We start from the raw sequence: 22586 nt of genomic DNA, 5'->3' as shown, positions 1-22586 counted from the left end.
TTTTATTCGATTAATACCATCATAATACATATGGCGGGTTTTGTAAAGCCTACCGCCTGTTATCAGAAATCATCTGAGAGTACCGTCCTCCGAGCGCCATGAGTTCATCTTCGCTGCCGCTCTCGACAAGTTCGCCCTGGTCCAGTACAAAAATCCGGTCGACTGCCCTGATTGTGTTCAGACGGTGCGCTATGATGATGCTTGTCCGGTCTTTCATCAGCCTCTCAAGTGCTTCCTGTATCTTGAGCTCCGTCACGGTATCGATGCTGCTCGTCGCTTCGTCCAGCAGCAGTATCGCGGGGTCTGTAATCAACGCACGCGCGATGGATATCAGCTGTTTCTGTCCCTGAGAGACGAACCCATCATCCATCTCAAGCATCGTATCGTAACCATTCTCGAGTTCCATGATGAAGTCGTGGGCGTTGGCAAGTTTTGCCGCTTCGACGACAGCCACGTCTGTGGCATCGAGTTTTCCGTAACGGATGTTCTCCCGTATCGTAGACTCGAACAGATAAGGATCCTGCAGTACGAATGCCGTCTGGGAACGTATGGTGGCCCGTTTATAGTCCAATATATCCGCGCCGTCGATCAGCACTCTTCCCGCATCGGTCTCGTAAAATCTCGCAATCAGCTGCATCACCGTCGTCTTGCCAGCACCTGTTGCACCGATGAGCGCTACAGATTCACCTTCCCCGATTTCAAAGCTGAGATTACTGATCGTAGGAAACTGCTGACTTTCATCATAGGAAAAAGTCACTTCGTCAAACTTGATTTCACCTTTGATCTCTTTATCTTCAATCCTGCCTGCATCGGCTTCCGGCTCAGTATCGATGATGCCGAATACACGCTCCGCACCGGCAAGTGCCGACAGTACCTGGTTGAACTGATTGGAAAGATCGGCAAGCGGACGGGTAAATTGTCTGGCATATTCTGCAAACACCACAATCGTCCCGATTGTTACCATGCCGTCGGTGTAGAACACCAGAAGCCCGCCGGCACCGGCAACAATCGTAAAGCTGATGTTGTTGAGCATGTTCATGACTTTGGGGATCAGACCGGCATACAGGAAGGCCCAGAAAGTGATGTCCCTCAGATTTCCTGCACGTTTGTTGAAATTTTTAATCGCTGTCTCTTCCTGTGAAAACACTTTGACAATCTCCTGACCGGACACCATCTCTTCAATATATCCGTTCAATTCACCTGTTGCACGCTGGCGCCTCTTATACAAAGGGCCGGTACGGCGTGTAATGAAACCGACTGCCAGTATGAGAACCGGGATGATCGTCACTGTAAGCAACGTAAGCAGGGGGCTGAGATAGATCATGACACTGACTGTCCCGATAAGTGTGACGACACTCGTTGTGAACTGGATGAAAGACGTATTGAGGGTCTGGGATATCGTTTCAATATCATTTGTCATCCGGCTCATCAGTTCGCCGTGCTGGCGCTTATCAAAGAAGCGGATGGGCAGTTTCTGCATATGGGAAAACAGTCTATCTCTGAGTTTGTAGACGGTTCTCTGTGAGAGGCCCACCATAAGAAAGGCCGCAATATACTGTGTCGCCGACAGCAGCACATATGTCGCAAGCAGAATCATTAAAATCCTGAACAGCCCGTCAAACCTCTGCTGGACAAAGTAGTTATCCACAATATATCCGACCAGAAACGGTGCAGTGATGCTGAGGAGACTGGTCAGCGTCACCAGTATGATGATCCCGTACAGTAATTTCCGTTCTTCCGATATAAACTTCCACAGACGCCGGAGCGTTCCGCCTACGTCATTAGCACGCTGGTCCTCCTTGCGTTTACTGCGTCCGATATCCTCTTTCTTCAATATGGGTTCATGGCCGAAAGGCCTTCTGATAAAATCAATCATCGAGATGCCCTCCTTCCATCTGCGATTCCACTATCGAACGGTATAAACCGGATGCTTCCATCAGTTCATCGTGTGAACCGATGGCACTGATCTTCCCGCCCTCAAGAAGAAGCACCCGATCAGCCGTTTTCGCTGTGACCACTTTCTGCGTCACGATGATGCGCGTTGCATTTTCATCCTTCAGTGCTTCCCATAGAGCAGATTCAGTCCGTATATCAAGCGCTGAAGTACTGTCGTCCAGAATCAGTATGGAAGGTTTTCTGACCAGTGCACGAGCGATGGACAATCTTTGTTTCTGTCCGCCGGATAGAGTGACGCCCCGCTGCCCGACCATTGTTTCATACCGGTGATCGAACGATTCTATTGATTGATGGATCTGGGCTTTCTCAGTGGAAGTGAAAACTTCAGATTCATCCGCTTCAAGATCGCCCCAGAGCAGATTTTCGTAGATGCTCCCGGAGAATAATACCGCGGACTGGGGCACATAACCGATCGTCTGTCTCAGATCATCCTCATTCCATTCCGCGAGGTCGATATCATTGACATAAATATTACCCTCTTTGACATCATACATTTTCGGAATCAGACTGAGCAGTGTGCTTTTACCGGAACCCGTGCCGCCCATGATGACGAATTTTTCATTCGCTTTCACATCGAACGTAATCCCTTCAAGAACATATCTGGATGTGCCCGGATATCTGAATGATACATTTTCAAATTTCACCGTCCCAGCCTTGTCCTCTTTCAGTATATCTTCTTTCTTATTGATGCTGATCGGCGCCTTCAGGACTTCCTCCATACGTTCACTCGAGGCTTTGGACCGGCTGAACGCTATGATAATGAAAGCGAACATGGAAAAGCCGCCCTGCATTCTGAGAGCATAGTTGATGACTGCGACGATTTCCCCGACCTGCACATCACCCGCCTGCAGCAGATCGGATGCCATCCAAATCACCACGAGCAGGCTGCCGTTGATGATGAGAAGCAGTACCGGCATGATGGACTCCATCAGTCTCAATGCATAAATCGTGTCATCCCTCAGCCTGCCGGCAACTTTTTGGAATCTGCCGATTTCAAAAAGTCCCCTGTCGTTGGCCTTGATCAGCCTGACTCCTTCCAGATTCTGCTGGATGAAACGGTTGATCTTATCCAGACGTTTTTGAACGCGCAGAAATATTTTGACGCCTTTAGTGGAGATGATAAACAAGAAGACAAGCAGTACAGGCGTCAGAAACGATAGATAAAAACCGAGTGTCGGATTGACCACGAAGGACATGATCAGTGAACCGATGACGAGCAGAGGCGCACGCAGAACGATCCTGAGTGACATATACAAAAGCATTTCTGTCTGCAGGACGTCCTGTGTCATCCGTGTAATCAAGCTCGAGGTCGGGAATTTTGAAAGAGTGGCCAGCGTAAAGTACTGTACTCTTTTGAAAAGTGCCGTTCTCAGATCATAGCTGAAACTGTTGGCGATATGGCTCGCAAAATATGAGTTGGCGACCCCACTGAAAAATGCAGCCATACTGATTAGAAACATCACCAGCAGATAAAACCAGACAGTGTTGATGTCGCCTGCCACAATCCCATCATCGATGACTTTGGAGATCAAATAAGGCTGCGTCAGTTCCACAATCAATTCTATGGTCATGAAGGACAGTGCAACAATGATGAACCATTTGTACTTTAAAGCATATTTATATACTGTAAGCAATCGTTCCACCCACTTCTTTCGGTTACCGAAGTATTATCTCAATTATGACACAATTCAAACATTTTTGATACAGAAATAAAAAAATACACCCCCGGTACTGTCTCACCGGAGATGTACAATATTTTATCTGAATGCAGTCATCAGTTCATCGAATGTTTCCCTCTCAAGAGTCATTTCTTTTTTGACTGTCGGTTTCTCAAGATAGCCCTCTATTTGTTCCTGATAGGATTTTGCTTCTTTATCCTGATATATGATGCCTTTCAGCAGGCCTTCATGTTCCATAATATGATTCATGGCAGTTTTGGAATCTGTATGGTCATAATCTTCGATATCCTCCACTGCCGTCAGGTTTTCTTTGAACCAGTCGTATGTGTTGACTTTGTTGTAGGTCACACACGGACTGAAGACGTTGACGAAACTGAAACCTTTATGGTTCATCGCTTCCTGTATGATGGCAGTGAGCTGTTTGATATCGGAGCTTACGCTTTGCGCTACGAAAGTCGCACCGCTTGCCATTGCCGTCCTGATCGGCTGGATGGCGTTCTCGATGGAACCGTTCGGTGTGGATTTTGTGACAAACCCTTTTTCCGATGAAGGGGAAGTCTGTCCTTTTGTCAGACCGTAGACCTGGTTGTCCATCACGATATAAGTAATATCAATGTTTCTTTTAAGCGCATGGACTGTATGTCCCATACCAATCGCAAAGCCGTCGCCGTCACCACCGGAGGCGATGACTGTAAGTTCATCGTTCGCCATCTTGACACCCTGTGCCACCGGCAGACTGCGTCCATGAGTGGCGTGGAATCCATAGGATTTGATGTAACCACTCAAACGTCCGCTGCATCCGATACCTGTAATTACCGCGAGTTCATCCGGTTCAAGACCGTTGGCGGCACATGCTTTCTGAATGGCAGCCTGGACACTGAAGTCGCCGCAGCCTGGACACCAGTTCGGCTTTATATTATTTCTGAAATCTTTGAATGTAGCCATTACAACACTTCCTTGATCTTTAGAATTGAACTCATGTGAGTCTCAATTTCATTCGGCTTAAAAGGCGTACCGTCATATTTGACATACGACTTGATACGGTCGTGTCCGTGGTAGTTCATTTTCAGCACACTGTTCAGCTGTGCACTGTAGTTCTGTTCTATGACAAGTATCCCGCCTGCACCATCGAGGTATGGGCGGAGTGCATCAATCGGGAATGGATGGATCTGTTTAAGGCTGATTGTCGTAATATCTGCATCCAGACGTTCAGCTGCTTCCTGAACGACACCGTTCACGCTGAGGAAGCTGATGATCAGAAGTTCGCTTTCAACGTTCCCGTTCACTTTAAATGGTTCGTCCATCGTAAAGTCTTTGAGCTTCCTCATCCTTTTATCCATCTGTACCTGACGGTTTTCCGCACTTTCATTCGGTGTGCCTGTCGGACTGTGTTCAACCCCCGTGACGTGGTGGATTCCACCTTTGACACCAGGAATCGGCCGGTTCGAAATACCATCTTCTTCGTTACTATAGCGTTCGAAATACTCGGCTTCGTCGCGGTCCATGTCCTCTGTGATCGTCTTGCCTCTGTTGATATCGACATGTGACGGATCGAAGGGCCGGGAGGACTGTTTTCCAAGGGACATCTGCAGGTCGGAAAGCAAAATAACCGGAACCTGGTAATACTCTGCAATATTGAATGCTTCAATTGTCGCATAGAAAGCATCTTCAACGTCTGACGGAGCAAGTACGACTTTTGGAATATCACCATGTGTACCATATATCATCTGCATCAGATCAGACTGTTCCTGTTTCGTCGGCAGTCCTGTGGAAGGACCGCCGCGCATTGTATCGACAATGACGAGCGGTGTTTCAGTCATCCCTGAAAGACCGATGGATTCCATCATCAGTGACAATCCCGGTCCTGCAGATGAGGTGAAACTGCGCGCACCTGCATAGTTGGAACCGATGGCCATGGTCACTGCTGAGATTTCATCTTCTGTCTGGATGACGGTGCCGCCTACCTTCGGCAGATTTTCAATCATGTATTCCATGATTTCACTTGCCGGTGTAATCGGGTATGCCGCCATAAAACGGACACCTGCATTCAATGCACCAAAGCTGATCGCATCATTGCCAATCAGGAACAGACGCTCTTCCTGTCCGGACGGCACCATTTCGAAATCTCCTTCAATATGCGTCATTTCCTGATCCATCAGCTGATATCCCTGTTTCAGGGCTTCGTTGTTGTTTTCTACGATCTGCTCCCCTTTACGGATGAACATCGTATATATCATATCCCGGAACGGCTGTATTTCGAGGTTCATCAGACGGGCACTTGCACCGATTGCCACCATGTTCTTCATCAGCTGGCTGCCTAAATTTTTGGCAGTCTCCGTGAAAGGTATCGGAACGAGCTGGACATCCAGATCGTCATCTTTGGACGGATTGAATTTGCTGTCTGCAATGATGATGCCGCCGTTCACCAGTTCATGCGCATTCAAATCTATTGTCTGCTGGTCGAATGCGACCAGAATATTGATATTATCACTCACTGCCCTTACTTCTTTGGCAGAAATTCTTACATTATTGTTAGTGTGGCCGCCTTTGATACGGCTTGAGAAATGTCTGTAGCTGTACAGATGGTACCCCATCCTGTTGAGAGTTGTGGAAAATATCTCACCTGTCGATTCAATTCCCTCGCCCTGCTGGCCACCGACTTTCCATGACAATTGTTCTTTCATACATATTGCCTCCTTGTCCTTATGTTAATATATCAGAATCGAGGCAGTTTTTCGATAATCAGTGTATAGATTCACACAAAATCAGTCCTACGGCCTAGCCTTCTTTTCCTCTATTCTTATCTTGTCTATTTTATTGGATTTCGTATCAATGATGACTCCGGAGAGGATGCCTGCACCCTCTTCCGGAACATTGTGCCTCACGGGCAGCTGATGGAGAAACCGGTCGATTACCTCTTCTTTGCGGATGCCGAGAATACCGTCCTTGAAACCAGTCATGCCGACGTCAGTAATGTATTTCGTCTTGTTCGGGAGCACCTGCTCGTCATTTGTTTGGACATGGGTGTGTGTCCCGACGACCGCATCCGCCCTGCCGTCCAGATAATGGCCCATCGCAAGGCTCTCACTCGTCGTTTCACTGTGGAAATCCACAAATACCGTATCTGCATCAACGTCTGCTAATATTGAATCCGCTTTTCTGAACGGGCAGTCGATTGCAGGCATGAAGCTTCTTCCCTGCAGATTCAAGATCAGCAGCTTTTCACCGTTTACGTTGACGACCCCGTGGCCTTTTCCGGGCGCACCATCCGGATAGTTTGCCGGACGGATCATTCTCACATTCTGATCCAGCACATCATAGATTTCCCGTTTGGCAAACGTATGATTGCCGAGTGTAATAAAGTCAGCACCATAGCTCAGGAGCTCTTTATAAATACGTTCGGTAATCCCTTTACCATGTGCGGCATTCTCCCCGTTCACGATTGCGATCTGAGCACCATGTTCTTTTTTCAGATTCATCAGATGTTCACCCAGCATCCTTCTGCCGACTTTGCCGACAATGTCCCCAATAAATAAAATACGCATTAAATTTCATCCTCTTTTTGTGATTTCATGTTTTATTATACACGCTTTGGGGTATCTATTACCTATAAATTAATTAGGAGTGAATAATTTGACTTTATCCATCGATCCCAGGGAATTCGCTAAATTGACATTAATGGCCAATCCTTCTGAGAGTGAATCCATCGAAGACAAGGCTAAAGACAGCCTTGAACTCTACCTCAGCGCATACAAGCTTGCTGAAAAATACGAACGCTTCTCCAATAACACGCAGGAAACAAGTGAAGCTTTCAAAAATATCAGAGATATAGAAATTCATATTTAAAGAATGAAAAATAAGAAAACCAGCAGGCATTCCTGCTGGTTTTTCTATTTGGCATATTCTACTGCCCTCATCTCTCGGACCACTGTCACTTTAATGTGTCCAGGATACTGCAGTTCATCTTCAACCTGTTTCTTAATATCTCTTGCCAGTCTATGTGCACTGAGGTCATCCAGTTCATCCGGTTTAACCATTACACGGATTTCGCGCCCTGCCTGAATCGCAAATGTTTTCTCAACACCTTCATAGCCTTCGGCGATCGATTCAAGTCTTTCAAGACGTTTCACATAATTTTCAAGCGTCTCCCGTCTTGCGCCCGGCCTTGCTGCACTGAGTGCGTCAGCCGCTGCTACAATAATCGAAATGATGCTTGTCGGTTCTACATCACCATGGTGCGAATGGATCGCATTGATGACTGTCGGATGTTCTTTATAACGTTTCGCAAGTTCAACGCCGATTTCAACATGACTGCCCTCAACTTCATGGTCAATCGCTTTGCCGATATCATGCAGCAATCCTGCACGTCTGGCAAGCTGTACATCCTCTCCAAGTTCACTTGCGAGCATGCCGGCCAGATAACCGACCTCGACAGAGTGTTTCAATACATTTTGGCCGTAGCTCAAACGGTATTTCATTTTACCGAGATGTTTGACAAGCTCGGGATGGAGATTGTGGATATCCAGTTCAAATGCCGCAGCTTCACCGGCATCCCTGATATCCGCTTCCATATTGCGTTTCGCCTTATCCACCATTTCTTCGATGCGTCCGGGATGGATTCTTCCATCCTGTACCAATGCTTCCAGAGCATTTTTGGCAATGGCGCGGCGGATTGGATCGAAACCTGAGAGTATGACTGCCTCAGGCGTATCATCAATGATCAGGTCAACACCTGTCAATGTTTCAAGGGTGCGTATATTACGACCTTCCCTGCCTATGATCCGGCCTTTCATCTCATCATTTGGAAGATTTACAACAGATACTGTGGATTCGCTCGTGTACTCGGCCGCATAGCGCTGTGCCGTTACAGCGAGCAGTTCTTTCGCTTTCTTATCCACTTCAAGTTTCATTTGATCTTCTTTCTCTTTCACCATTACGGCCATATCATGTGACAGTTCTCTCTCCACTTCAGTGAAGATTTCATTACGTGCTTCATCACGCGTGAGTCCGGAGATGCGGGATAATTCTTCTTCTTGCCGACTGATTATTTCTTTAATCTTCTGATCCTCGGCATCAACCATTTGCTGTTTTTCTTCAATTTTGGCTTCTTTGCTCTCCAGTGCTTCATCCTTTTTATCCAGAACTTCACTTTTACGGTCAAGTGTCTGTTCCCTTTGGAGAAGTCTGGATTCCTGCGCTTTGAGGTCCTCCCGTTTTTCACTGGAATCACGTTCAAAGGCATCTTTGAGATTCTGGTTCTCCTCTTTTGCCTCGAGCAGCTTTTCTTTCTTGAGGCTTTCTGCTTCTTTTTCCGCTTCATTAATAATATGCTCTGCGGATGTCCGCGCCTCCTGCTGCCGTTTAGTCAAAGTGTTTCTGACGATAAAATATCCGATAACAACACCTAGAATAATGCCAAGCAAGATTAAGAAAATGTCTATCATGTCCACAATAAACACCTCCCTAACAGGCTCTAGCTATTGTTGTATATAATATAGATCGAACTTAATATTATATATAACCAATTCTAAAGATAAATGTAAATAAAATCAAGCACCAGAACGGGCTATTTCCATTCAGGTGCCTGATAATTTTTCCGGGGTTTCGCACCGCCGCTTATTTATCGTCCTCAAACAATGAATCTGAAGATGCTTCATTATCCTTCTCTTCTTCGGTCTCTTCCTCTGACTTCTCTCCAAAACCGAGGGCATTTCTAAGTTTCCCTTCAATTTCAGCAAGCAGCTCAGGATTGTTTTTCAAATGCTCTTTAACATTCTCTTTACCCTGGCCGAGGCGTTCCCCCTCGTAGGAATACCAGGCACCGCTCTTCTGGATGATTTCATGTTCCGATCCAAGATCGATGAGTTCGCCGGTCCTGGAAATCCCCAGACCGTACATGATGTCCACTTCGGCAACGCGGAATGGCGGTGCAACCTTATTCTTGACGACTTTGATCTTCGTCCGGTTACCCACGATTTCCTGCCCCAGTTTCAGCTGTTCCGCACGGCGTACTTCCAGACGGACAGAACTGTAGAATTTAAGAGCCCGTCCACCCGGTGTTGTTTCCGGGTTACCGAACATCACACCGACCTTTTCACGGATCTGGTTGATGAACATCGCTGTCGTGTTACTTTTGGAGATGGCTCCGGAAAGTTTTCTCAGAGCCTGGCTCATGAGACGCGCCTGCAGACCGACGTGTGCATCGCCCATCTCACCTTCAATTTCTGCTCTTGGTGTCAGTGCTGCAACAGAATCGACAACGACGATATCCACTGCACCGCTTCTGACGAATGCTTCAGTTATTTCAAGTCCCTGCTCGCCTGTATCCGGCTGTGACAGGTAAAGGTTCTCTATATCAACACCGAGATTTTTTGCATACTCGGGATCAAGTGCGTGTTCTGCATCGATGAAAGCGGCTATACCGCCTTCCTTTTGTACAGCAGCGATCGCATGAAGGGCAACTGTCGTTTTACCGGAGGATTCCGGACCGTAGACTTCAATGATTCTGCCTTTGGGATATCCGCCGACTCCAAGTGCATTGTCCAGGGTAATGGAACCGCTGGATACTGCGGATACTTTACGGCCCGCCTCATCCCCAAGCTTCATGACCGCCCCTTTACCGAACGACTTCTCCATATTCTTTATCACTGTATCAATCGCTTTTTGTCTCTCGTCCATAATAACCCTCCATCATTTCTTTTCGGTCTTTATTATACCATGTATAAAAATAAAAAGCGAACATATATTCGCTTTCAGACGCTGTTTTCCACAACTTGTTCGCATTTTTGCTGTTTTTGTCCGGATAATGGTCCTGTTAATGGAATACCGTGTTTTTCCGCTTCCAAAATCATTTACCCTTATCATCAAGGAATACTGCTCTGCCTTTATAGAAATATTCGAGCCCTGACAGGACTGTGAAAAATACTGCAATATACATGGCTGCGAGGCCTAATGAAAATGGCATATATGCAGTGAACATATCACCGCACAGGAGCAGTACAAGGGCAATCATCTGGAATGTCGTTTTTATCTTTCCCAATTGTCCTGCAGCACTTACATACCCTTGTTCAATCTGGAGTAATCGCAGGCCGGTCACTGCAAATTCACGCGCAATGATCAGTACAGCAATCCAGGATGAAATCACATGCCACTCGACCAGGACAATCAGACCGGTTGTGACAAGGACTTTATCTGCAAGCGGGTCTAAAAATTTCCCCATGTTCGTTATCAGATTCCATTTTCTCGCAAGATAGCCATCCAGAAAATCAGTCAGTGCCGCAACAATGAAGATGATGGCTGCTGTAAATTGCTCAATCCGGATTTCCTCCCCGCCGAGGAAAAACATGCTGCCCCATCCGAAATCAATGAGTGCAAATACGAGAAATACGGGAATAAGCACTACCCTGAACAGCGTCAATTGATTGGGGATATTCATAAGCTTACTCCTTTACTATGTTAAATTGGTAATAGACCGTGACTGCATCTCCGCTCTGACTGTCATCAAGTGTTTGGCCGTCGATCTGCACATTGAAATCTGTTGCATTTCCGAGTGTGAGATACAGGATTTTTGCTTCTTCGGCGATTTCGAATTCTCCCTCTGAGAGCTCTTCATAGGCATAGGTATTGCCTGCATCATCGGACAGTGTCACCCAGGATGCATTCTCACCCTGCAGTGAAATCGTAAGCGGACCATCCACATTGATGTCGTAGAACAGTGTATTGCCGTCAGAGCCCGTGAAGGAATAGTCTGCTCCTGAAGGTGCTTCTTCCGTTGGCTCTTCTTCTGTTTCCTCTTCATTCTGAGCCGTTTCCTCAGTTTGCTCCTCCTCGGCAGTATCCTCTTCGGCGATTTCTGTTTCACCTACATCGTATACAGGCTGCTGGGTGAATATTCCGGCCTGGGATCCGATCTGCAGCAGAATCATCCATCCTATGAACAGTACAATGATCATGATGACGAAACTGATCAGTACCTTTTTCAAGTACTGGTAATCTTCATTATCATTCTGCTGGCGTTTTTTGCCTTCCACTGATGAATCGGGGATTTCATCCGCATGCTTTTCCATCAGCGCCCCGCCGTCGAGTCCAATCGCTGCCGTATACTGTTCAATTAAAAAACGAGTATGCTTCGGATCGGGAAGGGTTTTAAAATCGCCGGTTTCCATGCGTTTTATAATCTCTTTTCTGATGCCGGATTTCTCCTGCATTTCCTTAAGCGTTATGCCGGATTTTTCGCGTTTATCTTTCAAATATGCTCCGAGTTTCATGGTACCTCCTACATTCCACCAAAGAAATCCATATCCTCATTCTGGAACCAGTGCTTCTTCTTGTGTTTTTCATAAGTGATTTCCTGGTTCTCATCTTCACGAAGTTCGATGATGTAGTCAAAATCTTCGAGTGTATAGTGCATCCCTTCGATGAAAAGGTCAGGATGCTCCACCACTTTGATGGCAGGGTAACTCATTATCTCCCTGATCAGGTGCGTGTGTTCCTCTTTGGTGGAGTTTGTCGTTACAGCTCCGTCGATGATGAAGACGTTCTTGTCATTATACTCCCCTTTTATTAAACTTGTTCTTTCCGTCTGTTTTATTAAAGTCGATGACAGGAACAGCCATTTCTTCTTCGCCGTGACACTCCCTGCAACGATGGACTCGGTCTTCCCGACACGGGGCATCCCCCGGATGCCGATCAGACGATGTCCGGGCTCCTGGAAGATTTCAGCAAGGAAATCAACCAGTATACCGATTTCTTCACGGGTGAATCGGAAGACTTTCTTGTCCTCTTCTGCACGCTTGATGAAGCGGCCATGCCTGACCGCCAGTCTGTCCCTCACCTGTGGTTTTCTTATTTTCAGGATATTGATATCATCGATGTAGCTGCTCATCAGCTGGAAGCGTCTGAGCTTGTTGAGTTCATCGGTACGCACCAGAAGTCCCCGCCGTCTGTTTTCAACACCATTAATCGTATTGATGCTGATTCCAAGGTTGCCGAGCAATGAGGAAACATCTCCGAGCAGTCCGGGACGGTTATTGATATTTTCATATTCCATGTACTGTTCGATGTTTCTTTCCGGGTACATATCTTTTTTATCTTCTACGTGCTTATTCATGTATACCATCCCCCGTTGATATTCATAATTTCACCATTGACAGAACCTGCTTTTGAATCAAGCAGATAACAGACTGCATGCGCAACTTCTTCTGTGCGCACAAATCTTGATTGCGGCAGCTCTTCCATTAAAAAAGCCCTGTCCGAATCCGACAGCAGGTCCGTCATCGCCCCTTCAACGACACCGGGTGCCACGCCGTTCACTGTAATGTCTGTGGCCGAAAATTCTTTTGCCAGAGACTTTACAAGTGCTTCCTGCGCCCCTTTCATAGAAGCGTATATGCTTTCAAAACTCGCCCCGTTCCTGCCCCATACCGATGTAATCACGACGATTCGGCCAGAGGCACTTTTCCGGAGTTTCGGCAGCAGGACCCTGACAAATGCTACCAGGGATCTTACAGCAAGGTTATACTGTGCATCTACTTCCTCGAGTGTTGTATCCTGGATCAGGTTATACAGACTCTCCCCCGGGCACCATATCAGCCCGTCCAGCACCCCGATATCTGACAGGGCGTCTTCAAGTACATCTTCTTCAAATGGCTTTGACAGATCGAGATGATGATGGGTACTTGAATATTCAGGCTGCCTCGACCTGGAAAATGTGATGATTTCATGATCTTTCAGCATTTTATGCACCGCGCTTCCGATATCGCCTGTACTGCCGGTAATGACGTATCTAGCCATGCGGTTTCAATATACACTCTACCATGTTATTTGGATCCATGACATCGATAAAGTGTTTTTTGGCATCATCCGGAGTGATACTTTCTATGATTTCCGGCAGCTTGTACAAGTCATAGCCATCGAGATGATATTTGGTGAATTGATTGGCAATATATTCTGGTGAGTTCAGACTTGATAAATAATCCCCCAGCACTTCACGCTTCTGGTTCGCCAGTTTTTCATCTGTGAAGAATTCATCCTTCTTCACTTCTTTGATGATCTCAGTCAGACGTTCCTTAAGTTTAGCGGGTTCATCTGAAGTCGATGTCAGAAGGGTGTGCGCAAATGAAATTTCTTCGATATGGCTGAAGTTGAAGGAGTCGTCAATCAGTCCAGAATCCATCAGTTCATAATAGTAAGGTGACTGCTCCCCGAACACCATATCAAGTGCGAACATCATCGACAGGTCCCGGACAAGGCGTTCAGACGCTGATGCTAAAGTCTGGAGCTTTTTGAATCCGATCATGACCTTGGTATCCTGCACATCCATTTCAAGCACTTTATGTTTCAAAGCAATCTCCGCCGGTTCTTCCGGCAATTTGCGTTCAATGGATGGGATGTGAGTGATACCCCGGTCATTCTGATGCTCATCTACATGGGAAATCAATGATTCCACTTCAAAATCCCCGACGAGGATCATCACCATATTTGATGGGTGATAGAATGTCGAGTGGCATGTGAAGAGGTGCTCTTTTGTAATTTCACTGATGGAATCAAGGGTCCCTGCAATATCCGTTTTCACGGGAAGTTGATGATACATCTGGTTGAGTGTCTCAAAATAAAGCTTATAGCCCGGGTTATCCTGATACATTTTTATTTCCTCATTGATGATGCCGACTTCCCGTTCCACAGTTTCATCCGTGAAGTACGGTTTCTCAACCATATTCATCAGCAGGTCGAGATTTTTTGTGAAGTCTTCTGTTGTGCTGAACAGATAGGAGGTACGGTCATACGAAGTAAATGCATTGGCATTCGCCCCGTATTTTGAAAACAAGTTGAAAACATCCCCGTCTTCCTTTTCAAACATCTTATGTTCAAGGAAATGGGCAATGCCGTCCGGCACACGGTGTTCCCTGCCGTCTACCATGAACAGATCATCCATGGAACCATATTTTGTCGTATAAGTTGCAAATTTTTTACTGTAGCCGGGTTTTTGGATAACGAAAATTTCGAGTCCGTTGGTGCATTTATGGCTGTATACTTTCTCATCTATTTCCCTATACTCAGTCAGCTGCATCTTCATCACTCCTTGTCAGTACATATACGGTATCCAGATGGATTTTCTTGCTTATTTCTATGATGAGGGCTCTGTCCACGCGCGCGAGCTGTGTTTCCCACTCCGGCGTATCCGGTTTTTTAAGAAGCTGGTTATATTCCAGTGCGATAAGACCTTTCGGCTTATCCATCACTTCTTTTCTGTTTACACGCATCATGCCTTTGATTTCATCTATGAAAGAATCTTCGAAATCTCCGCTTCTGAAGCGTTCGAGCTCTTCAAGGATGCCTTTTTCAGCTTTTTCTACATTTTCAGCATCCACACCGCCCATCACGAACATATAACCGTTCCTGACATCTATCTGGGAACTGATCTGGTATGCAAGGCTCTGCTTTTCCCGTATGTTACGGAATAAGTATGAAGAAGCAGTGCCGCCAAACATCTGATTCAGCACATTGAATGCCATATGTGATTCAGCTGAATCCAGCTCAGCCCGGAATCCCATATTGAGTTTTGCCTGCTCAATTTTTTGTGTGTCCGTTGCACGTTTTACTTTTGACACAGCCCTGTAGGGGTACGGCTGGTGGTCAATTTCTTCCTTCTCTTCCCTTGAATGGATAAGCGACAGGTTTTCAAGTATGCCGTCATCCACACTTCCTGCTGTTAAAATCACCATATCATCTGCTGACATCATTTCCGCATGTTCTTCCCTGAGGTCTTCCAATGTGATGGAATCAATATCTTCCAGCACACCATGAGAGAGATACTTATATTCTTCATCTTCAAACATCGTATTCACCATAGCCTGGAAACTAGCCTGGGCACGATTGTCTTTCATGCTTTTCAGCCTGTTTTTATACAGGCGTTTTTCACGTTCGAAAAATGCTGTGAAATCCTCATCATATTCAAACGGCGTGTCCAGCACATCTTTTAAAACTCTGCACATTTCATTTGGTATATCAAGAGCTTCCCTGATAAATTTATTGTTCACAAATTCCATGCTGAAAGTTACGATATGATCCTGGCCCTTGCGCCCGACATTTGTTGTCAGATGGGCGCCGTAATAATGGGCAAGATGATTTAATAAGTCAGCTTCGGCCGGATGGCGGAGCGTACGCTTCACCATCATGCGGGAAAGCAGATTGCGCTTTGTCACCCGCTCCTTACTGAGCCGGCTTCTGAGCTGTAGCTGGATGGTGATCGTCTTGAATTTATCAGTATTGATGATTCTAGCAGGGATATGATTCACTTCAGTCTTAGTGACATTATACATAGTTTGCTCCTTACTCTTCATTCTGTATTAGCACATTGCGGGGCTTGCTTCCGCTGCTCGGCCCGATGACACCATTCGCTTCCAGATCATCGACCAGCCTTGCTGCCCGGTTATAGCCGATTCTGAACTGGCGCTGCAGCAGTGAAGCACTGGCACGCTGTTCTTCGATGACAAACCATTTCGCATCCGGATAAAGGTCATCCTCAGATTCGACCTGTTCCTTCTCCACCGGTTTATTCATGATTGATTTTTCGTAGTTCGCCTTCATCTGGCTGGTGATGTATTCGACAACATCCGTCACTTCATCATCAGACAGGAATGCGCCCTGTACACGGAGCGGTTTCGATCTCCCTGAAGGCAGGAACAGCATATCCCCCCGTCCAAGCAGTTTTTCGGCTCCCTGCGAATCGATGATTGTCCTCGAATCTGTGGACGAACTCACGCTGAAGGCGATTCTGGACGGGATATTCGCTTTTATTATACCAGTAATAACATCTACAGAGGGTCTCTGGGTCGCGATGATCAGATGAATTCCTGCAGCACGGGCCATCTGGGCAATTCTGGTAATGGAAGCTTCCACATCTTTCGATGCCACCATCATCAGGTCGGCAAGCTCGTCGATGATCACCACAATATACGGCAGTTTCTGAACTTTTTCCGGATCCTCGCTCTCACGTTCCAGATATTGGTTGTATGCTTCGATATTTCTCGTCCCGGAATGGGAGAACAGATCATATCTGCGTTCCATTTCACTCACTATCTTGTTCAGTGCATCGCTCGCTTTTTGAGGATTCGTAACCACAGGTGACAACAAGTGGGGAATACCATTATAGACGTTGAGCTCAACCATTTTCGGGTCGATCATCATCAGTTTCACTTCATGCGGTTTCGCCTTCATCAGGAGACTGATGATAATCCCGTTGATACATACTGATTTGCCGCTGCCTGTAGCACCTGCGACAAGCAGATGCGGCATTTTGTTGAGCTCGGCCGTAATCGGGCTTCCTGAAATATCTTTACCCAAAGCAACTTCCAGCAGATTGCCGGAATTTTTCTTCTTGAGGACTTCCCTTAAAGTCACCATGCTGATGACGGAGTTTGGAACTTCTATGCCCACTGCGGATTTGCCCGGAATCGGTGCTTCAATCCGTATATCTTTTGCCGCCAGGCTCAATGCAATATCATTCTGCAGGTTGATGATTTTACTGACTTTGACACCGATGTCAGGCTGTATTTCAAACTGGGTCACTGCAGGACCGATCCTGATTTTGGAAACTTTGGCGTTAACCCCGAAGTTCTTAAGCGTCTCTTCGAGTATCCTCCCCTGCTTGAGCACTTCTTTGTTGCTGACCTTCTCTGTCACTTCTGTGTCCTTCAGCATAGTGATTTCCGGAAGTTCATATTGTTTCAGGGCATTCAGTTCACCGTCATCAAACGTTTCAATTTCACTTTCACCTTCGGCATCCGATTCAATATCTTCCGGTATGCTTCCCGGGTCTTCCGATTCATATTCGATTTTTGTGGATGCATTGCTTCCGCTGTCAATCTTCGGCTCTGAAAATTCTTCCTTATTCGTTTCAACCTTTTCAGCAACAGCCTCAGTACTTTCTTCAGTTTCGGCATCGGCATCGATGGCGTTCATATCTTCGATGAGCGATTCATCCGGTTCGAAATCCTCGATATTTTTAGGCATCTGACTGTCTTTTTTGGTCTTAGCCCGGTCGACACGGGACTTCGTCCCTGATTTTTGAAGCTTGTCCTTTTCAGGCCTCGATGCCGCTTCTTTTCTTCCTTCAAACAGTGCCGCAAACAGCTGCTTCATCCATTCTCCAAATCCGGCTGCACCTGAAATGATGATGAGCCCTGTACGTTTCAGCACCATCCCCAGGTTCGAAAGATCTTTCGACAGCGCCTGCTCGATATCTTTTGAAGTGATGATCAGATAGCTGAAATAGATCAATATGAGACCAAGGAAGAGCGTCCCAATCAATGACACTCCTGTCGAAGAGAACTGGAACAGCAGCTGGCCGATGATGCCGCCTCCGAAGAAATGCATGATGCCATCTGTCTGGATCGTCTCAATTGTTTCTCCGAAAGTGAAATAGTTCTCTATCCTCCCGCGGTTCGTAATGTAGAGTATAGAGTGGAATAAAAACAATAATCCGAACTGCAGAAGCAGATAGCCGCCCATTCTCCTGGTGAATGGTATTTTCTGCTCTGCAGCCAGATATATGCCGGCAAGAAACAAAATCAGATAGGTGAAATATCTGCTTGTTCCGAAGAAATAGGCAAAGAACGCATCTATGTATGTTCCAATGACACCCAGTTGAAAAATGGTTATAAATAAAACAACGATGAGTATGAAAGCGGAAATTGAATAGTAGGTTCTATTATTCTGCTTCTTTTTCGTTGTCTTTTTTCGCTTTCGTGCCATGGTATGCTCCTCTCAGATTTACAATGAGACTGCCAAAATTGACAGTCTCATGCTTTTTATATTTCAGATATGATTGGAATGATCATAGGACGGCGCTTCGTATTTTCGTATAAATACTTGCCAAGGTCGTCCCTGATGCTCTGTTTGAGTGTACTCCACTCCAGTTTCTTTTCGTCGAGTGAATCCAGCACGATATTATAGACACGTTCTTCTGCGTCTTTCAGCAGATTTTCACTTTCTTTGACATAGACGAAGCCTCTGGACTGGATTTCCGGCCCTGCCATGATTTTGCGCGCTTTCGGGTCGATTGTGATGACAGCGATGAAAATGCCGTCTTCGCTGAGCAGTCTTCTGTCGCGAAGGACGATATTCCCCACGTCCCCTACGCCGCTTCCGTCGATGAGTACGTTGCCCGCTGTCACTTTTTCTGCACTGATCATATCGGTGCCGTCATAGGATGCGACATCCCCTTTTTCAAGCAGGAAGATATTTTCAGGCAGCACGCCGGCTTCCGCAGCGAGCTTGGCGTGTGCAATCTGCATTTTAAATTCACCCTGCACCGGTATGAAGTACTTCGGTTTCATTACATTGAGCATCATTTTCAGCTCTTCGCTCAATCCATGGCCGGAGGCATGGATGTTCTGTTCAGGCGTCGCGATGTTCGCGCCTGCTTTGACCAGTTCGTTCATTGTACTGTAAAGTACGACTTCCATATTGGAAGAAGGTGTCGTCAGAATATAGACGATATCACCTTCCTTGATATTCGTCACTTCATGCTGACCGCGTGACATTGTGCCAAGTGCTTCGATTGGTTCACCCTGTGAACCGGTGGCAACAATCACCAGTTCATTGTCCGGATAGTTGCCAATTTCATGGCTTGGAACAAGCAGGCCTTCCGGAATATCGAAGTAGCCCATGTTCCGTGCAACCTTAAATGAATTTTCCAGGGTTTTGCCGAGAAAGGAAACTTTACGTTTTGTCTTGGCTGCATTCGTCAGCACCTGCTGGATACGTACGAAGTTTGATGCATAGCATGAAACGATGACTCTGCCTTTTGCTTTGGCAAAACCATCAAGAATATGTTCTTCGATGACATTTTCCGGCGTATTATAACCCCGTTTTTCCGCTTCAGTGGAGTCACTGATCAATGCCAGGACATCTTTCTTTGCGATGTCATACATTTTAGCCATGTTATAGCTGTAGTCACCGCTTAAGCTCTGATCGAATTTGAATTCCCCGGTGTAAACTATGGATCCATATTTTGTTTCGATACTTACACCGTATGAGTCCGGGATGCTGTGGCTTGTTTCGAAGAAGACCATTTCGGCATTCTTGAATTTCATGCGGGATTTGCTGTTTATTGTATAAAATTTGAATTTCTTATTGACGCCTTTTGCCCTGAGCCTGTCTTTGACAAGTGCCAAAGTAAGCTTTGAACCATAGATCGGTACATTGAGTTCCTCAATGATGTAAGGAACCGCGCCGATCGAATCTTCATGGCCATGGGAAAGGAAAATCCCTTTAAGTTTATGTTTGTTATCGCGGATATAGGAAATGTCAGGTATCACTATGTCGACACCGAGCATTTCATCTTCGGGGAACATCAGTCCCGCATCGAGTATGAACATCTCCTCATCCACTTCAACAATGTACATATTTTTGGCGATTTCGCCGACACCGCCAAGAGGGATTATCTGTATATTTGCCTTTTCATTTTTTGATGCGCTCAAAATATTTCCTCCTAAATCCTACTTGAAAGTGGCATGATAATGTTCGCCATCAATCGTAAGGTGGGAAACGTATACGTTTTTTGTATCGTATCTCGTTTCCTCGCTATTCTTTAAAATGAGAGATTCCGCCTTTTGCTTCCTGTTGGACATATCTTTTAAAGTATTGCCGAACATAAGGTCGTCAAAAATGATTTTCACTTCATTGTCCTCTTTGATTCTCAGTTGCCCTGTAATATCGTATTCAGTACCATTGAGTTTTATTTTGTTAAAAATCAAATCAATTACTCTCCTTTTTATCCTCCAGTAATTCCTTCCTTGATGCATTCACTCTGCCCTGGTTGTCAATGTTGGTTACTTTCACAAGGAATTTATCTCCGATTTTTGCAACATCTTCAACTTTTGCCACACGTTTGGTATCCAGTTGTGAAATATGGACCAGTGCATCTTTGCCCGGGAACAGATTAACAAAAGCACCGAACTTTTCAACACGTCTGACTTCACCCATGTAGACCTGGCCCACTTCAGCAACACGCGTAAGGTCTTCAATGATCTTCTTAGCTTTTTCAATCATCGAGGAGTCGCTGTGACCGATATAGACTGTTCCATCCTGTTCAATATCGAGTTTTGCACCGGTTTCATCAATGATTTCATTGATTTTCTTACCGCCCGGCCCAATGACATCCCTGATCTTATCCGGATTGATATGCATTACTTCCACTTTCGGTGCATATTTACTCAGTTCAGTGCGGGGCTCGCTGATGGTGGCAAGCATATTCTCAAGTATCCTGCTTCTGCCCTCATGTGCCTGTGCAAGTGCTTCCCTAAGTATATCTTCACTCAAACCTTCGATTTTGATATCCATCTGGATCGCTGTGATTCCTTTTTCAGTGCCGGCAACTTTGAAATCCATGTCACCCAGTGCATCTTCCATGCCCTGTATATCTGAAAGGATTGTATACTTGTCGTCTTTCATTACGAGACCCATGGCAATTCCGGCAACCGGTGCCTTGATCGGCACACCTGCATCCATCAGAGCCAGGGTTGAACCGCAGATGGAAGCCTGTGAACTGGAACCGTTGGATTCCAGCACTTCGGATACGACACGGATAGTATACGGAAATGCTGTCTCATCGGGAATCACCTGAAGCAATGCACGTTCCCCGAGGGCACCATGTCCGATTTCACGTCGGCCCGGCCCCCTGATCGGTCCGGTTTCACCGACTGAAAACTGCGGGAAATTATAATGGTGCATATACCGTTTATTCTCTTCGACACCCAGTCCATCAATGATCTGGTGTTCACCTAGCCCGCCCAGAGTGGCGATTGAAAGCGCCTGGGTCTGACCGCGTGTGAACAGACCGGAACCATGTGCCCGCGGCAGGAGTCCTATCTGGGAGTTGAGCGGTCTGATCTCTGACGGCTCGCGCCCGTCCGGCCGGATTTTTTCCTCTGTAATCAATCTGCGCACTTCATTCTTCAGAAGCTTTTCGATGATTGCCGACGCTTCAGCATGTGTTTCCTCATAATCTTCAGCTTCTTCATCCAACGTTTGGAGAATGCTGTCCTTGGCAGCGTTGATGCCTTCTTCACGCGCCTGCTTATCCGGATCCTGTATTGCACTGTACAGACCCATGGACACTGCTTTTTCTTCCATTTCCGCTGTCAATGAAGCATCTTGTTCAGGCAGTTCAAAATTCTTTTTGACAACATCGAGCTGGGAGAGTATTTCTTCCTGGAAAACTACCATTTCCCTGATGCTCTCATGTCCGAACATGATTGCTTTAAGCATAGTGTCTTCAGTAACTTCTTTTGCCCCTGCTTCAACCATGTTCACCGCATCCTTCGTACCCGCAACCTGCAGATCGATTTCTGATTTCTCCATTTCCTCTGTCGACGGATTGATGATGAACTCACCATCGACCAACCCTACTGTGACACCTGCAATCGGTCCTTCGAACGGGATGTCACTTACACCAAGTGCCATGGATGCACCAAGCATCGCCGCCATCTGAGGGGATGCATCAGGGTCAACGGATAATACGATATTCATTACCTGCAGGTCATGTCTGTAGCCATCCGGGAATAGAGGCCTGATCGGGCGGTCGATGAGACGGCTTGTCAATGTCGCCTCTTCACTCGGCCGTCCTTCACGCTTATTGAAGCCGCCCGGAATTTTTCCGGCAGCGTAAAGCTTTTCTTCATATGCCACAGTCAATGGAAAGAAAGGCAGGTCTTTCGGCTCTTTTGACGCTGTTGCAGTACTCAGTACCACAGTCTCTCCATAGCGTACCAATACGGCGCCGTTTGCCTGTTTGGCAACTTCACCGTATTCTACTGTGAGCTTGTGTCTGCCCCACTGTGTTTCATATACCTTTTTTGTTGATTCTATCATAATTTGTCTACTCTCCTTAGTATGGCTGCTTATTTCAATCATATCACTTTTGCAAAAAAATATACATAAAAAAAA

At 46.2% G+C, this 22586-nt stretch carries 18 protein-coding genes; 1 reads left to right on the top strand and 17 read right to left on the bottom strand.

Annotated features, from left to right (window positions below; all coding sequences use genetic code 11):
- Positions 1-49 precede the first annotated feature (49 nt).
- From BM271_RS02175 to BM271_RS02155, 5 genes are all read right to left on the bottom strand, one after another.
- On the bottom strand, positions 50-1876 hold the full coding sequence (locus BM271_RS02175; RefSeq protein ID WP_046790003.1) for an ABC transporter ATP-binding protein: 1827 nt from the start codon (positions 1874-1876) through the stop codon (positions 50-52).
- A complete protein-coding gene (locus BM271_RS02170; protein WP_046790002.1) occupies positions 1869-3590 on the bottom strand; it encodes an ABC transporter ATP-binding protein in 1722 nt (573 codons plus the stop codon). The genes BM271_RS02175 and BM271_RS02170 overlap by 8 nt, the downstream gene beginning before the upstream one ends.
- Before the next feature lie 123 nt (positions 3591-3713).
- Complete coding sequence (locus tag BM271_RS02165; RefSeq protein ID WP_046790001.1) at positions 3714-4580, bottom strand: 2-oxoacid:ferredoxin oxidoreductase subunit beta; 867 nt, start codon at positions 4578-4580, stop codon at positions 3714-3716.
- A complete protein-coding gene (locus BM271_RS02160) occupies positions 4580-6319 on the bottom strand; it encodes a 2-oxoacid:acceptor oxidoreductase subunit alpha (RefSeq protein WP_046790000.1) in 1740 nt (579 codons plus the stop codon). Before BM271_RS02160 ends, BM271_RS02165 begins: the two co-directional genes overlap by 1 nt.
- An 87-nt stretch (positions 6320-6406) precedes the next feature.
- Positions 6407-7180 (bottom strand): TIGR00282 family metallophosphoesterase, encoded by a 774-nt coding sequence (locus BM271_RS02155; RefSeq protein ID WP_046789999.1) that lies wholly within the window; start codon positions 7178-7180, stop codon positions 6407-6409.
- Between the two features lie 79 nt (positions 7181-7259).
- Here BM271_RS02155 and BM271_RS02150 point away from each other — a divergent pair, with 79 nt between their 5' ends.
- Entirely contained in the window at positions 7260-7481 is a 222-nt protein-coding gene (locus BM271_RS02150; protein WP_234960372.1) for a hypothetical protein, read from the top strand.
- Positions 7482-7525: 44 nt separating this feature from the next.
- Here the strand turns inward: BM271_RS02150 and rny are convergent, their stop codons facing one another.
- The 12 genes from rny to pnp all read right to left on the bottom strand — a co-directional run bounded on the left by rny (position 7526) and on the right by pnp (position 22511).
- Entirely contained in the window at positions 7526-9085 is a 1560-nt protein-coding gene (gene rny, locus BM271_RS02145; protein ID WP_046789997.1) for a ribonuclease Y, read from the bottom strand.
- A gap of 166 nt (positions 9086-9251) precedes the next feature.
- A complete protein-coding gene (recA, locus tag BM271_RS02140) occupies positions 9252-10313 on the bottom strand; it encodes a recombinase RecA (protein WP_046789996.1) in 1062 nt (353 codons plus the stop codon).
- A 169-nt stretch (positions 10314-10482) separates the two neighbouring features.
- Entirely contained in the window at positions 10483-11070 is a 588-nt protein-coding gene (pgsA, locus tag BM271_RS02135; protein ID WP_046789995.1) for a CDP-diacylglycerol--glycerol-3-phosphate 3-phosphatidyltransferase, read from the bottom strand.
- Positions 11071-11074: 4 nt separating this feature from the next.
- Positions 11075-11902: a helix-turn-helix domain-containing protein gene (locus BM271_RS02130; RefSeq protein WP_046789994.1), complete on the bottom strand. Its 828-nt coding sequence runs from the start codon at positions 11900-11902 to the stop codon at positions 11075-11077.
- 8 nt (positions 11903-11910) lie between these two features.
- On the bottom strand, positions 11911-12714 hold the full coding sequence (locus tag BM271_RS02125) for a DUF3388 domain-containing protein (RefSeq protein ID WP_046791466.1): 804 nt from the start codon (positions 12712-12714) through the stop codon (positions 11911-11913).
- A gap of 26 nt (positions 12715-12740) precedes the next feature.
- A complete protein-coding gene (locus tag BM271_RS02120) occupies positions 12741-13427 on the bottom strand; it encodes an SDR family NAD(P)-dependent oxidoreductase (RefSeq protein WP_046789993.1) in 687 nt (228 codons plus the stop codon).
- The gene (gene yfmH / locus BM271_RS02115; RefSeq protein ID WP_046789992.1) at positions 13420-14703 is read right to left on the bottom strand and encodes an EF-P 5-aminopentanol modification-associated protein YfmH; all 1284 of its coding nucleotides are present in this window, start codon (positions 14701-14703) and stop codon (positions 13420-13422) included. Before yfmH ends, BM271_RS02120 begins: the two co-directional genes overlap by 8 nt.
- Complete coding sequence (gene yfmF / locus BM271_RS02110) at positions 14690-15955, bottom strand: EF-P 5-aminopentanol modification-associated protein YfmF (protein ID WP_046789991.1); 1266 nt, start codon at positions 15953-15955, stop codon at positions 14690-14692. The genes yfmH and yfmF overlap by 14 nt, the downstream gene beginning before the upstream one ends.
- A 10-nt stretch (positions 15956-15965) precedes the next feature.
- Complete coding sequence (locus tag BM271_RS02105) at positions 15966-18389, bottom strand: DNA translocase FtsK (protein ID WP_046789990.1); 2424 nt, start codon at positions 18387-18389, stop codon at positions 15966-15968.
- A gap of 56 nt (positions 18390-18445) precedes the next feature.
- Positions 18446-20119: a ribonuclease J gene (locus BM271_RS02100; RefSeq protein ID WP_046789989.1), complete on the bottom strand. Its 1674-nt coding sequence runs from the start codon at positions 20117-20119 to the stop codon at positions 18446-18448.
- An 18-nt stretch (positions 20120-20137) separates the two neighbouring features.
- Positions 20138-20395 carry a hypothetical protein gene (locus BM271_RS02095; protein ID WP_046789988.1) on the bottom strand — a complete coding sequence of 86 codons (258 nt, stop codon included), beginning with the start codon at positions 20393-20395 and terminating at the stop codon, positions 20138-20140.
- A gap of 1 nt (position 20396) precedes the next feature.
- The gene (gene pnp / locus BM271_RS02090) at positions 20397-22511 is read right to left on the bottom strand and encodes a polyribonucleotide nucleotidyltransferase (protein WP_046789987.1); all 2115 of its coding nucleotides are present in this window, start codon (positions 22509-22511) and stop codon (positions 20397-20399) included.
- Positions 22512-22586 lie beyond the last annotated feature (75 nt).

It is taken from the genome of Salinicoccus halodurans, assembly GCF_900114445.1.
GTDB classification, from domain to species: domain Bacteria; phylum Bacillota; class Bacilli; order Staphylococcales; family Salinicoccaceae; genus Salinicoccus; species Salinicoccus halodurans.
This window is presented reverse-complemented; position numbering and strand designations above follow the sequence as displayed.